This is a genomic window from Actinacidiphila rubida (assembly GCF_900110255.1).
GTDB classification, from domain to species: Bacteria; Actinomycetota; Actinomycetes; order Streptomycetales; family Streptomycetaceae; genus Actinacidiphila; species Actinacidiphila rubida.
In genome coordinates this window covers 252,225-264,910 of the sequence record NZ_FODD01000007.1, presented here as the reverse complement: position 1 = coordinate 264,910, position 12,686 = coordinate 252,225, and the positions used below count along the sequence as shown (strand labels likewise).

Annotated in this window: 13 protein-coding genes; 9 read left to right on the top strand and 4 right to left on the bottom strand. The window is 71.7% G+C overall.

From position 1 onward, the window contains the following. The 5 genes from BMW99_RS09800 to BMW99_RS09780 form a co-directional block, all read left to right on the top strand. Positions 1-210 (top strand): heterodisulfide reductase-related iron-sulfur binding cluster (locus BMW99_RS09800; RefSeq protein ID WP_141726127.1); only part of this gene is annotated, 210 nt, incomplete at its 5' end. Next, entirely contained in the window at positions 207-1,709 is a 1,503-nt protein-coding gene (locus BMW99_RS09795) for a lactate utilization protein B (RefSeq protein ID WP_245791322.1), read from the top strand. The genes BMW99_RS09800 and BMW99_RS09795, both read left to right, overlap by 4 nt. After that, complete coding sequence (locus BMW99_RS09790; RefSeq protein WP_075016619.1) at positions 1,706-2,362, top strand: LutC/YkgG family protein; 657 nt, start codon at positions 1,706-1,708, stop codon at positions 2,360-2,362. The genes BMW99_RS09795 and BMW99_RS09790 overlap by 4 nt, the downstream gene beginning before the upstream one ends. A 203-nt stretch (positions 2,363-2,565) precedes the next feature. Continuing rightward, entirely contained in the window at positions 2,566-3,495 is a 930-nt protein-coding gene (locus BMW99_RS09785) for a SigB/SigF/SigG family RNA polymerase sigma factor (RefSeq protein WP_079138589.1), read from the top strand. A gap of 270 nt (positions 3,496-3,765) precedes the next feature. Next, complete coding sequence (locus tag BMW99_RS09780) at positions 3,766-4,290, top strand: MarR family winged helix-turn-helix transcriptional regulator (RefSeq protein ID WP_069464592.1); 525 nt, start codon at positions 3,766-3,768, stop codon at positions 4,288-4,290. A 4-nt stretch (positions 4,291-4,294) separates the two neighbouring features. On the opposite strand, the gene BMW99_RS09775 is transcribed toward BMW99_RS09780, so the two are convergent. After that, on the bottom strand, positions 4,295-4,945 hold the full coding sequence (locus BMW99_RS09775; protein ID WP_069464593.1) for a hemerythrin domain-containing protein: 651 nt from the start codon (positions 4,943-4,945) through the stop codon (positions 4,295-4,297). Positions 4,946-5,124: 179 nt separating this feature from the next. On the opposite strand from BMW99_RS09775, the gene BMW99_RS09770 reads away from it, so the two are divergent. Further along, a complete protein-coding gene (locus BMW99_RS09770; RefSeq protein WP_069464594.1) occupies positions 5,125-6,039 on the top strand; it encodes an SIS domain-containing protein in 915 nt (304 codons plus the stop codon). 143 nt (positions 6,040-6,182) lie between these two features. Further along, positions 6,183-7,028 (top strand): class II fructose-bisphosphate aldolase, encoded by an 846-nt coding sequence (locus BMW99_RS09765; protein ID WP_069464595.1) that lies wholly within the window; start codon positions 6,183-6,185, stop codon positions 7,026-7,028. 38 nt (positions 7,029-7,066) lie between these two features. On the opposite strand, the gene BMW99_RS09760 is transcribed toward BMW99_RS09765, so the two are convergent. Further along, a complete protein-coding gene (locus tag BMW99_RS09760; protein ID WP_069464596.1) occupies positions 7,067-8,080 on the bottom strand; it encodes a LacI family DNA-binding transcriptional regulator in 1,014 nt (337 codons plus the stop codon). Positions 8,081-8,470: 390 nt separating this feature from the next. Here BMW99_RS09760 and BMW99_RS09755 point away from each other — a divergent pair, with 390 nt between their 5' ends. Next, a complete protein-coding gene (locus tag BMW99_RS09755; RefSeq protein WP_069464597.1) occupies positions 8,471-8,674 on the top strand; it encodes a MarR family transcriptional regulator in 204 nt (67 codons plus the stop codon). Between the two features lie 7 nt (positions 8,675-8,681). Here the strand turns inward: BMW99_RS09755 and BMW99_RS09750 are convergent, their stop codons facing one another. Then, the gene (locus BMW99_RS09750; RefSeq protein ID WP_069464598.1) at positions 8,682-10,904 is read right to left on the bottom strand and encodes an MMPL family transporter; all 2,223 of its coding nucleotides are present in this window, start codon (positions 10,902-10,904) and stop codon (positions 8,682-8,684) included. 127 nt (positions 10,905-11,031) lie between these two features. On the opposite strand from BMW99_RS09750, the gene BMW99_RS09745 reads away from it, so the two are divergent. Next, positions 11,032-11,754: a TetR/AcrR family transcriptional regulator gene (locus tag BMW99_RS09745; RefSeq protein ID WP_069464599.1), complete on the top strand. Its 723-nt coding sequence runs from the start codon at positions 11,032-11,034 to the stop codon at positions 11,752-11,754. Positions 11,755-11,773: 19 nt separating this feature from the next. Here BMW99_RS09745 and BMW99_RS09740 read toward each other — a convergent pair whose 3' ends face one another. Further along, a complete protein-coding gene (locus BMW99_RS09740; RefSeq protein ID WP_075016618.1) occupies positions 11,774-12,496 on the bottom strand; it encodes a DedA family protein in 723 nt (240 codons plus the stop codon). Positions 12,497-12,686 lie beyond the last annotated feature (190 nt).

The following is a 12,686-nucleotide window of genomic DNA, read 5'->3' as shown; positions in this document are numbered from 1 at the left end:
ACCTTCGCCCTCAAGAACCCCGACGTGTCCACCGCCATGGGCACCGACAAGATCCACCACGCCCAGTCCACCGGCGCCGACATCCTGTGCGCCGCCGACAACTCCTGCCTGATGCACCTGTCCGGCCTGCTCACCCGCCAAGGCTCCCCCCAACGACCGGTCCACCTCGCCGAAATCCTCGCCGCCACCGAACAGGAGCCCTGGACATGAGCGGTGGAACCTTCATGGGCATGCCCGCCTTCCCCCAAGCCGCGAAAGCCGCACTCGCCGACACCCGACTACGCGCCAACCTCACCCACGCCACCCACACCATCCGCACCAAACGCGCCACCGCCGTCGCCGAACTCGACGACTGGAACGACCTGCGCGAAGCCGGAAAACAGATCAAAGACCACACCCTGGCCCACCTGGACACCTACCTCCTGCAACTCGAAGCAGCCGTCACCACCGCCGGCGGAACCGTCCACTGGGCCACCGACGCCGACGACGCCAACCGCATCATCACCGACCTCGTCCACGCCACCGGCCACACCGAAGTCGTCAAAGTCAAATCCATGGCCACCCAGGAAATCGGCCTCAACCACGCCCTGGAACAAGCCGGCATCACCGCCGTCGAAACCGACCTCGCCGAACTCATCGTCCAACTCGACGACGACCTGCCCTCCCACATCCTGGTCCCCGCCATCCACAAGAACCGGGCCCAGATCCGCGACATCTTCACCCACCACATGCACCACTGGGGCCGACCCGCCCCCGACAACCTCACCGACACCCCCGCCGACCTCGCCGAAGCCGCCCGCCTCCACCTCCGCGAAAAATTCCTCCGCGCGAAAGTCGCCATCTCCGGCGCCAACTTCATGATCGCCGAAACCGGCACCATCGTCGTCCTGGAATCCGAAGGCAACGGCCGCATGTGCCTGACCCTGCCCGACACCCTCATCACCCTCGCCGGCATCGAGAAAATCCTCCCCACCTGGCAAGACCTCGAAGTCTTCCTCCAAACCCTCCCCCGCTCCTCCACCGCCGAACGCATGAACCCCTACACCACCACCTGGACCGGCACCACCCCCCACGACGGCCCCCAAAACTTCCACCTCGTCCTCCTCGACAACGGCCGCACCAACACCCTCGCCGACCCCACCGGACGCCAAGCCCTCCGCTGCATCCGCTGCTCCGCCTGCCTCAACGTCTGCCCCGTCTACGAACGCACCGGCGGCCACACCTACGGCTCCCCCTACCCCGGCCCCATCGGCGCCATCCTCACCCCCCAACTCCACGGCACCACCACCCCACTCCACGCCTCCCTCCCCTACGCCTCCACCCTCTGCGGCGCCTGCTACGACGTCTGCCCCGTCGCCATCAACATCCCCGACATCCTCATCCACCTCCGCGAACGCATCACCCAAGGCGGATCCGCACAACAGCAGGGCCGAAAAGTCACCGTCAAACCCGCGAAGGGCCACGCCGCGGAACGCGCCGCCATGCGCACCGCCCAATGGGCACTCACCCACCCCACCGCACTCGGCACCGCGCAACGCCTGGCCACCACCACCCGACGCCTCCACCCCCGGCGGCTCCCGGGACCCGGCAAGGCCTGGACCACCACCCGCGACCTCCCCACGCTCCCCCCCACGGCCTTCCGCGCCTGGTGGAAAACCCGCTCGCTCCCCACCTCCGCCCCCGCCCAGAACGGCCGCACCACTCCATGACCACCAGCCGCGACCAGATCCTCGCCCGCATCCGCACCGCGCTAGGCCCGCCCGCGGATCACCAACCCCCCTACGAGCACGCCATCACCCGCACCTACCGCACCACCCACGCCACCCGCACTCCCCGGGAGCGCACCGCGCTGCTCGCCGACAACCTCACCGACTACCGCGCCCACGTCCACCACACGACCCCCGACGGTCTGCCCGCCCTCATCGCCCGGCTCCTGGCCGATCACGGCTCCCGCACGCTGATCACCCCCACCGACCTGCCCCCGCACTGGCTCTCCGCCATCCCTCCCAGCGACGTGGAGATCCGCACCGACGACCCGCACCTCACCCACCACGACCTCGACACGACCGACAGTGTCGTCACCGGATGCGCCCTGGCCATCGCCGAAACCGGCACGATCGTCCTCGACACGGGCCCCGGCCAGGGCCACCGCCGCATCACCCTCATCCCCGACCACCACATCTGCGTCATCCACGCGCCCCACCAGATCCACGACTCGCTCCCCCAGGCACTCCTCCACCTCGACCCCACCCACCCCCACACCCTCATCAGCGGCCCCTCCGCCACCAGCGACATCGAACTCGACCGCGTCGAAGGCGTCCACGGCCCCCGCACCCTCGACGCCGTCATCGTCACCGAATGACGCTGCGGGCGGGGTCCGGCAACCCGCCGCGTGGGCGCATATGCCAGGGCGTACCCCAGGACCATCGCGCCCATGTACGCCATATCAGGTATACGCCCTAAAGGGTTACAAGCGGGATTTACCGGGCACAATTCCCGATGCTCCGGGCACGTCGCCCCCGCCCAGCGGTGAGACCCCCGCAGTGTTCGAGGAGCTGGTGAGTCATGTCGTCAGCCGCACGTACCCGTCCAGCAGCCGCACCCCCGGGGCAGGCCGCAACCGACCCCATACCGTCCCGCCCGCCCGGCGCGGCCCCTCGGGCCCGCCACGGTGGGCAGCACCGCAGCACGCACCATCCACACGACGACGCTCCGGACACGGCCGAGGCGTTCCGGCGGCTGGCACAGCTGCCCGAGGGCCGCGACAAGGAACGGCTGCGGCAGGAGATCGCCACGGACTGGCTGCCGATGGCCCACCGCCTGGCCGGCCGCTACCGCAACCGCGGAGAGTCCCTTGACGACCTCCAGCAGGTGGCGGCCCTGGGCCTGGTCAAGGCCGTCAGCCGCTACGACCCGGCGCGCGGGACGGCGTTCGAGAGCTATGCGGTGCCGACGATCGACGGCGAGATCAAGCGGCACTTCCGCGACTGCATGTGGTCCGTGCACGTCCCGCGCCGCGTCCAGCTGCTGCGGTCCCGGGTACGCGCGTCCCGTCAGGAGCTGTCGCAGACGGCGGGCGGGCACGCACCGACGCTGGCCGAGATCGCCGCGCACGCCGGCATGACCGAGGAGGAGGCGGCGGACGGCCTGGAAGCGCTGGAGAGCTTCACCTCGCTGTCCCTGGACGCGCAGACGCAGGGCCCGTCCGACGTCGGCCCGCTGTCCCTCGGCGAGACGCTCGGCGCGCCCGATCCGGCGATCGAGACGGTCGTCGACCGCGAGGCCGTCAAGCCCCCGTTGTGCCGGCTGCCGGAACGCGAGCGCCAGATCCTCTATCTGCGGTTCTTCGCGGGGATGACGCAGAGCATGATCGCCGAGACGCTCGGCATCTCGCAGATGCACGTCTCGCGGCTCATCGCGCGCTCCTGCTCGGCGATCCGCGCCGAGATCGCCGACGACCCGGCGGAGCCCCGGGACACCCCGCGAGCGGCCTGACCTGCCCGCTCGTCCCCGGCACGGCTCCGCCCGGGCGGCAGTTGGGCGCGACCGGCGGTGAGGGACGGTGGCGGGCCGACCGGCAGGTCGCGCCCGCCACCGGCAGATCGACCGGCAGTTGAGCCCTTCGCGCCCCGGGGGCTCGCGTTCGTGCGGACCGTGGGCCTCCGAATGTTCCTTGGAGACCTACGAGTTGCAAATGGGGTTGTGAGAGGGTTGCGGATGGGCCCGGGCCCTCCCGGTGGGTGAGCGATGCAAGGATCATTGCGTATGGACTCGACAGCGCTCGACGAGGACGCGGCGGCCTCGGCCCTTCGACGGCGCGCGCGGCTCACCGGCCGCATCAAGGACGGCCTGCGGGATCTGAGCGTCCAGATGGCCCTGCTCAGCCATCAGGTGGGCGCCCAACTGGACCTCCGGGACTCCGATCTGGAGTGTCTGGACCTCGTCGGCCGCTACGGCCCGATCGGCCCCACCGCCCTGGCCCGCAGGGCCGGGATGCACCCCGCGACCCTCACCGGCGTCCTCGACCGGCTGGAGCGCGGTGGCTGGGTGGTCCGCACCCCCAACCCCGCCGACCGCCGGTCGATCCTCGTCAAGGTCGTCAAGGAGAAGGAGGCCGAGGTGGCGTTCATGTTCGCCGGCCTCGACACCGCCATGGACGAGGTGTGCGCGCAGATCTCGGACCCAGACCTGGTGATGCTCGCCGACTTCCTGCTGCGCTCGGCCAAGGCGAGCCGGGCCGCCACCGACGACCTCGCCGAGAACGGACGGCCCACGGTCGCGGGCTGCTGAGCGGTCAGTGGTCCCACAGGCCCCGGCCGCGGTAGCGGGCCTGCCACGACAGCCGGTTCAGCAGGCGCAGCGGTGGCGGCATGCGCCGCAGCCAGCGTCGCGCGTCCTCGGGCGGCATCCCGTCGATGATCCACGGGATCCACTCGGCCGCACCGCTCAGGCGCTGCCTGCGGGCCATCGCGCCGCGGAAGCCCGCCCAGTCCTTGGGTGTCATCACCGACGCGATGAGCGGCAGGGCGTCGGCCTCCTCGTGGGACAGGTGGTCCTCCAGCGCCACCCGCAACTCCCCGACCATGCCGGCCACCTCACCCGATCCGGTGGCCAGGGCCGTGTCGATCGCCGCCAGCTGCGGGTCGATGAGGGCGTGTTCGGCCTCCATCTCGTCGAGCAGCCGGAGGTCCCCGGGGCGGCCGGCCAGCCGCTCCCTGAGCTTGGGCCACAACCAGGCGTCCTCCACGGTGTGGTGGACCTCGAGCTGCCGGGTGAACGTCTTCCAGCCCTCCAGGACCTTCGGTGCGGCCGCGCGCCCGGCTGCCGCTGCCGCCGTCATGCGGTCGAGGTCGCGGCGGAAGGCGTCGTGAGTGACGTACATCTCGGTGAAGTTGATCCGGTCGGGTGGGTTGGCGGTGACGATGCGTTCGATCTCGGTGGTCATGTCCCAGAGAGGGCCAGGAACCGGCCACGTGTGACATCGCCGGTCGGCACGCCGTGCACGCTGCGCGAAACTGATTGATCGAGGCTCTTTTCACGCAGGATCGCTCATCTACACTGGCGTGAGCATCCGCGCGCGGCGAACCGTGCCGCGTTCCTGTCAGGCCCATGTGAGGAGCCACGATGTCCGCCTCGTCCCTGACCACCGCCGAGATCGCGACACAACCCCAGTGCTGGCAGCGCGCGGTCGCGCTCGTCACCGCCCCCTCCGGGCCGCAGGCGGAATCGGTGGCGGCGCAGTTGCCGGCCGCCGGGGAGCGGGTCGCGGTCATCGGCTGCGGCACGTCGTGGTTCATGGCCCAGGCCTACGCGACGCTGCGCGAGCAGGGCGGCCACGGCGAGACCGACGCCTTCGCCGCCTCGGAGTTCCCCGCCGGCCGCTCCTACGACCGGGTGCTGGCGATCACCCGCTCCGGCACCACCACCGAGGTGCTCGACGTGTGCCGGCGGATGCGCGGCACCGTTCCGGTCACCGCGATCACCGCGGACCCGACGACCCCGGTGATGGAGGTCGCCGACCAGGTGGTCGTGCTGGACTTCGCCGACGAGCAGTCGGTGGTGCAGACCCGGTTCGCCACGACCGTGCTGGCGCTGCTGCGCGCGCACCTCGGCGAGGACCTGGCGCCCGCGATCGCCGACGCGGAGCGGGCCGTCGCCGAAGCGCTGCCCGAAGGGCTCACCGGAGCCGAGCAGTTCACGTTCCTCGGCACGGGCTGGACGTACGGCCTGGCGCAGGAGGCGGCACTGAAGATGCGCGAGGCGGCCGGCGCGTGGACCGAGGCGTACCCGGCGATGGAGTACCGGCACGGCCCGATCAGCATCACCGGACCCGGCCGCGCGGTCTGGTCCTTCGGGCCGCTGCCGGAGGGCCTGGCCGACAACATCGCCGCCGTCGGCGGGCGACTGGAGAGCCGCCCCGACGCCGACCCGCTCGCCGACCTGATCCGTGCGCAGCGGCTCGCCGTGGCGATCGCCGAGGCCAAGGGCTACGACCCCGACCGTCCGCGCAACCTGACGCGCTCGGTCATCCTCGCCTGACGCCTTCTCCCCGCTCTTCCGGTACTTCCCGTTCTGCCCGCCCGTCCGGGCCGGCGGCCGCGCCCAGCGGGCCGCCGGCCCGGCGCGCCTCCGCGATCCGCCCGCCGCGATCGGCCGCAATCCGTCCGACCAGAGGACCGTCCATGCCTGCCGCCTCCACCGCCGAACTCGTCTCCGCCGCCCGCCTGTCGGGCACGGGGATCGCCGCCTTCAACGTCATCACCCTGGAGCACGCCGAGGCGATCACGACCGCGGCCGAGCGGACCGGGCTCCCGGTCGTCCTGCAGATCAGCGAGAACGCGGTGAAGTTCCACGGCGGGCGGATCGAGCCGATCACCGCCGCCGCGGCCGCCGTCGCCCGCGGCGCCTCGGTGCCCGTCGCCCTGCACCTGGACCACATCGAGGACGAGCAGTTGCTGCGGGCGGGCGTGGACGCGGGCGTCTCCTCGGTGATGTTCGACGCCTCCAAGCTCGGCTACGAGGACAACGTCGCGGCGACCGCCCGGATCACCGCCTGGGCGCACGGCCAGGGCGTGTGGGTGGAGGCGGAACTGGGCGAGGTCGGCGGCAAGGACGGCGCCCACGCGCCGGGAGTGCGGACCGACCCCGCCGAGGCGGCTGCCTTCACCGCGGCGACGGGGGTGGACGCGCTGGCCGTCGCGGTGGGCAGCTCCCATGCGATGACCGAGCGCACCGCGAGCCTGGACCTGGAGCTCATCACCCGCCTGCGCGACGCGGTGCCGGTGCCCCTGGTACTGCACGGCTCATCGGGCGTCCCGGACGAGCACCTGCGCCGCGCGGTCGGCGCAGGCATGACCAAGGTCAACATCGGCACAGCCCTCAACATCGCCTTCACCGGCGCGGTCCGCGACCACCTGGCCGGCAGTCCCGTGGTCGTCGACCCGCGCCGCTACCTGCGGCCGGCCCGGGACGCCATGACGGAGGCCGCCGCCCACCTCCTCACCGTCGTCGCCGGCACGAAGGCCTGACCGCGCCGGCCTGGGCGCGGTGGTCTGAACGCCAGGCGTCAGGCCGCCGCCGGGGCCGGGCCGGTGCTGGCGCGGACGGTGAGCTGGGGCGGGAGCAGGGTCAGCGGCTCCGCCTCCCCGCCCTCGATCTTCGCCATCACCAGCTCGACGGCCTTGCGGCCCATCTCCTGCGCGGGGAGTGCCACCGACGTCAGCTGCACCGACGCCTGCACCGCCACCTGGTCCGGACAGATCGCCACGACCGACACGTCCTCGGGGACGGCCCGCCCCTGCTGCCGCAGCAGCGCCAGCATCGGACCGACGGCCGCCTCGTTCTGCACCACCAGCGCGCTGGTGTCCGGCCGCTCCTCGAAGATCCGCGCCAGCGCCCCGGCGGTCGACTCGTAACTGCCCTGGCAGGGGCGGTGGATGACCCGCATCCCGTGCTCCTTGGCCCGCGCGCGCAACCCCGCGAGGGTGCGCTCGGCGAAGCCGGTGTGCCGGCGGTAGACGGCGGCCGCCTCGCCGACCACCGCGACATCCCGGTGCCCGAACTGTGCCAAGTGGTCGGCGCACAGCGCGCCGGTCGCGGTGAAGTCGAGGTCCACACAGGTCAGTCCGGCCGGGTCGGCCGGCAGGCCGATCAGCACGGACGGCCGCGCGGAGTCCCGCAGCAGCGGCACCCGTTCGTCGTCCAGCTCCACGTCCATCACGATCATCGCGTCGGCGAGCCCGCTCGCGGCGACCCGTCGGACCGCTTCCGGGCCCTCCTCACCGGTCAGCAGCAGCACGTCGTGGCCGAAGCCGCGCGCCGTGGTGGCCACCGCGATGGCGATCTCCATCATCACGGGCACGTACATGTCCGTGCGCAGCGGCACCATCAGCGCGATGATGTGCGAACGGCTGCTGGCGAGCGCCCTGGCACCCGCGTTGGGGTGGTAGCCCAGTTCCCTGATGCTGCTCTCCACCCGCTGGCGGGTCTCCTCGGAGATCGACCGCTTGCCGCTGAGGACGTAGGACACGGTGCTGGCGGAGACACCGGCATGCCGGGCGACCTCGGCGAGCGTGGCCATGGCGGGCTCCATCCGACGCGGGGCAGGAGGCGAACGCGGCCCAATCTACCCAGCGACGCGCTTCGACGAAAGAGATCGAACTGATCCTCCGTTCCGCTACGAGGCAAGCGACCTTGCAGTCCAGCGAGCACTGCAGTTGAGGTGAAGCGCTTCAACCACTGTGTCCTGAGGGGCGTTTGGCCGGGCCGTCCGACGGGCCCCGCGGTCCTTACCCCGGGCCTGCGTCGGGAACCGCCTCAGGTGGTGCACCGACGTTACCCCTTCGCGACGTTTGTCACCGTTACGCGGGTTCCCCGTCACAGAAGATCGACAAGCCCGTGCGGACTCCGTCGGCCGTCGTTGGCCGGGTGAGGGTGCTGATCGACAACCCCCACCGAACGGAGGCACACCATGACCGATCGGACACTGTGGTCGTATGCGGATATCGCCGACTACATCTGCGTCCAGGTCGAGACCGTTCGCTCCTACCGCAAGCACGGGCATCTCCCCGAACCCGACCTGGTGCAGAGCGGCAAACCGTACTGGTACGCCGACACCGTGCGGGCCTGGAGCGCCCGGCGGCCGGGCAACCGCGGCCGCCGGGACGAGGGATGAGGGGACGTCAGCTCCTGGCGGCGGGCTCGGCTTCCCGCTGTCCCCCGCGGCGCGATTCCGCCGTCTCCCCCTCGGGCGCCGGGGTGCCGCCCTCCGATATACCGAAGCGTTCATGGAACCTGCGCAGGGCGGGCGGCGCCCACCATGTGGCACGGCCCGTCAGCCGCATCACCGCCGGCACGAGCAGGGTACGGACGACCATCGCGTCCATGAGGACCGCCAGGGCGATGCCCAGCCCGAGCATCTTGGTGTTCGCCACACGGGAGGTGCCGATGGCCACCATGACCACGGCCAGAATGACGGCGGCGGCAGTGATCAGGCCGCCGGTCCGCTGCAGACCGAAGACGATCGACGAGCGGTGGTCGCCGGTCCGGTCGTACTCCTCCTTGATCCGGGAGAGCAGGAACACGCCGTAGTCCATGGAGAGGCCGAAGGCCACGCAGAACATCAGCACCGGCAGTGTCGTCTCGATGCTGCCGGTGGAGGTGAAGCCCAGCAGACCGGACAGGTGGCCGTCCTGGAAGACCCACACCACGGAGCCGAACATCGCCGTCAGGCTCAGGGCGTTGAGCAGGACGGCCTGCAGCGGGATCACGACACTTCCGGTGAGCAGGAAGACCAGCAGCAGCGTCACCAGGGCGATGATCCCCGCCGCCCAGGGGAGCTTGTGGGCGATCGCGTCCTTGGTGTCCACCAGGACCGCGGCCTGGCCGGTGACCGAGGCCCTGAACTCTGCGGGGACGGCCCGGATCTGCCGCACGAGGCCCTGGGTGCCGGAGTCCACCGCCTCGCCCTTGGGGAGCACGGTGAGGTACGCGGCGGATGTGCCGGCGGCCCCGATCGGACCGTCCACCCGCACCACGTCGGGCAGGGCGGCGATCCGCCGCTCGTAGGCGGACAGTTGGGCGGGCGCGACACCTTCGGTCAGTACCGTGATCGCACCGTCCGGACTGCCAGGGAACTCCTGGCGGATCTGAACCTGCACCTGGTGGGACTCAGCCGCGGCCGGCAGTTGGCGGTCGTCGGCGGTGCCGAAGGTCACCTGGAGGAAGGGCAGTCCGAGCACCAACAGCCCGGCGACCGCCCCGACCGCGAAGAGCGGCGCCCTGCGCATCACCAGCCGGGCGACCCGCGCATATCCGGCGCCGGGCTCCGGGGCCTGCCGCCGCCGGCGCAGGACCCGGCGCAGGTCCAGGGCGTTGACCCGGGTGCCGAGCAGCGCCAGGGCGGCGGGCAGCACGATCAGCGCGGCGCCCGCGGCCAGCAGGACAACGGCGATGCCGGCGTAGGCGAAGGACCGCAGGAAGTACTGGGGGAACACCAGCATCGCCGACAGCGAGGCGGCCACCGTGAGCGCGGAGAACAGCACCGTGCGCCCGGCGGTCCGCAGGGTCCGGCCGACGGCGGGCCGCGGGGCCAGGCCGGCCGCCAGTTCCTCCCGGAAGCGGCGCACGATGAACAGCGCGTAGTCGATGGCGAGGCCGAGCCCGAGGGCGGTCGTGAGGTTCTCCGCGAAGACCGAGACGCTGGTCAGTTCGGTGACGCCGCGCAGCACGGCACTGGTGCCGAGGATGGCGATGATGCCCACACCCAGCGGCAGGAGCGCGGCGACCGCGCTGCCGAAGACCATCACGAGCAGGACCAGGGTGATGGGCAGCGCGATCATCTCCGCGCGCACGAGGTCCTGCTGGATGGTGGTCTGCAGGTCGTGGCGGACCGCCGCGGAGCCGCCGATGGCGACGGTGACCGGGCCGTGCGCTCCGCGGTAGGCGGGCGCGATCCGCTTGACCTCCTTGGCGACCGCGTTGTCGTCGCCCCGCAGCCTCGCGGTGATCAGCGCCGTCCGGCCGTCCTTGGCGCGCAGCACGGGCGCGTGGGTGCCCCAGTAGGAGGCCACCCCGGTCACGTCGGGATCGGCGGCAAGCCGGCGCGTCAGGTCCTGCCCCTGGGCCACGACGGCCGGTGAATCCGCCCCCGCTCCGCGGGAGTCCACCAGCAACACGAGATTGGGCTGGGAGGCGGGGAAGTGCCGGGCCAGGGCCGCGGTGGCATACGAGGACTGCGAGTCGGGAGCCTCCCAGCCACCACTGGACAGGCGGTCCGCGACCCCGCGGCCGGCGACCACCGCGAGGGCGGTGAACAGCAGGGCCAGCAGCAGCGTCAGCCGCGGCCTGGCCGTGACCGCCCGCGTCCAGCCTCCGACGGCTGCCCCGCGGTTGACTTCGGACATGGCACAGTGTCCTCTCCCCATAGACGACATGACCGGTTGCACGAACTAGACTCAAACACGAACGACCGCTCGCATTCCAAGAATGCGAGCGACCTCTCGTGTTTGTCAATCCTCCCTGGGAGTCAACGTGTCCGAGGCGGACGAGAGGGCGCCACGGCGCCGCCAGGCCCGCGGCGAGCGACGCATCACACAGCTGCTGCAGGCGGCCGCCACGGTCTTCTGCACGGCCGGCTACACGGCGTCGAGCACCAACGCGATCGCCCGTGAGGCGGGTGTGTCGCCGGGCACGCTGTACCAGTTCTTCCCGAACAAGGAGGCCATCGCCGTCGAGCTGAGCGGGCAGCTGCTGCAGGAGATGGAGGCGACGTACGGGCAGGTCTTCACCCCGGAGAACGCCCGGCTCCCCCTGGACCGGCTGATCGACGCGGTGACCGACCCGTTCATCGAGTTCAACAAGTCCAACCCGGTGTTCCTGGCCCTCATCAAAGGCCCCGACACGCCGGGCAAGCTCGCCGAGGACCACGACGTCCTCCACCGGTCGATGGTCGACTCGGTGATCGAGCTCCTGGCCGTCCGCAGCCCCTCGATGTCCCCGGCGGAGCGGGCGCTCGTCGCCCAGATGTGCTTCACGCAGTTCAAGGCCGGCCTGGACCTGGTCGTGCAGCAGGAGGGCGAGGCCCGCGAGCCGTACGTGCGGGAGCTGAAAAGCCTGCTCTACCGCTACCTCGCGCCGCTCGTCGGCACGGAGGCCGTGCCCGAGGCCGGCGGCGGGGACCAGTCCCAGGAGCAGCAGGACAGGGGCAAGCAGCAGGCGAAGGCGGCCCCCGGAGCCTCACTCGGGGCGCACTAGTCCCGTCGGAGGGCGCGCCTCAGCTACCGGGACCGCTGGTCGGGCAGGCGAAGGAATCCGCGTCGTCGTCGCCCGCGCGCGAGGCGGCGATCACGGTGGAGGGCCGTACCGCGCCGTCACCGCGGCGCCGCTCCCGGACCCTGGACAGCCACTGCACGAGCATGCCGATCCCCGCGACCAGCAGGGAGATGCCCAGACCGAGGCACAGAGCGAAGAAGGAGTTGGACGCCGCGCGCCCGCTGAGATAGCCGGCACCCACCGAGTAGGAGGCCCAGACGGCCTCGGCCACGCCCGCTCCGATCGCGTAGCGCCGGGCGGGATAGCGCGTCACCCCCGCCGCCAGCCCGCCGATCACCCGGCCGCTGGGCAGGAAGCGCACGCCGATCACGAAGGGCACGCCGTGACGCTGTATCCGCAGGGCCGCCCAGCGCAGCAGCGCGGCCCGCTTGGGGCGGCGGTGCATCCGGGCCACGACGCGGCCGCTCATCGCGCGGCCCAGGCGGTGGATGAGCAGGTCGCCCAGGACGGCACTGCCGGCGACCACGAGAAGGACGAGCGCGATGTCCAGCCGCCCCTCGGCGGCCATGACCCCGCCGGTCACGAGCAGCACGGCGTTGGGCACCAGCGGCGGGGCCGTCGTTGCGGCCAGCAGCGCGTATGCCCAGAAGACGTTGCCCCCCCGGAGGTGCTCCGCGAGACCGGAGGTGAAGTCCAGTGACGACACGCTCAGTGCAACGTCCATTCCACCGTCCCTCTTCCCGCCCCTTCCTTCCACGCTGACAGCGTGCACGGCGGGCGGCAACCGGGTTGGGCGCGGATCAGGGATCTCACCGGGGATTCCCCGGAAACGTCATCCTGAGGTGCCATACGCCGTACAACCGCGGGAGTAGTTCCGAGGGCGGGCGGGAAGGGCCCAAGGCCCCATCGGGGAG

Coding starts and splice junctions, on each gene's coding strand:
- BMW99_RS09795 (WP_245791322.1), top strand. CDS start 207: ATGAGCGGTGGAACCTTCATGGGCATGCCCGCCTTCCCCCAAGCCGCG.
- BMW99_RS09790 (WP_075016619.1), top strand. CDS start 1,706: ATGACCACCAGCCGCGACCAGATCCTCGCCCGCATCCGCACCGCGCTA.
- BMW99_RS09785 (WP_079138589.1), top strand. CDS start 2,566: ATGTCGTCAGCCGCACGTACCCGTCCAGCAGCCGCACCCCCGGGGCAG.
- BMW99_RS09780 (WP_069464592.1), top strand. CDS start 3,766: ATGGACTCGACAGCGCTCGACGAGGACGCGGCGGCCTCGGCCCTTCGA.
- BMW99_RS09775 (WP_069464593.1), bottom strand. CDS start 4,945: ATGACCACCGAGATCGAACGCATCGTCACCGCCAACCCACCCGACCGG.
- BMW99_RS09770 (WP_069464594.1), top strand. CDS start 5,125: ATGTCCGCCTCGTCCCTGACCACCGCCGAGATCGCGACACAACCCCAG.
- BMW99_RS09765 (WP_069464595.1), top strand. CDS start 6,183: ATGCCTGCCGCCTCCACCGCCGAACTCGTCTCCGCCGCCCGCCTGTCG.
- BMW99_RS09760 (WP_069464596.1), bottom strand. CDS start 8,080: ATGGCCACGCTCGCCGAGGTCGCCCGGCATGCCGGTGTCTCCGCCAGC.
- BMW99_RS09755 (WP_069464597.1), top strand. CDS start 8,471: ATGACCGATCGGACACTGTGGTCGTATGCGGATATCGCCGACTACATC.
- BMW99_RS09750 (WP_069464598.1), bottom strand. CDS start 10,904: ATGTCCGAAGTCAACCGCGGGGCAGCCGTCGGAGGCTGGACGCGGGCG.
- BMW99_RS09740 (WP_075016618.1), bottom strand. CDS start 12,496: ATGGACGTTGCACTGAGCGTGTCGTCACTGGACTTCACCTCCGGTCTC.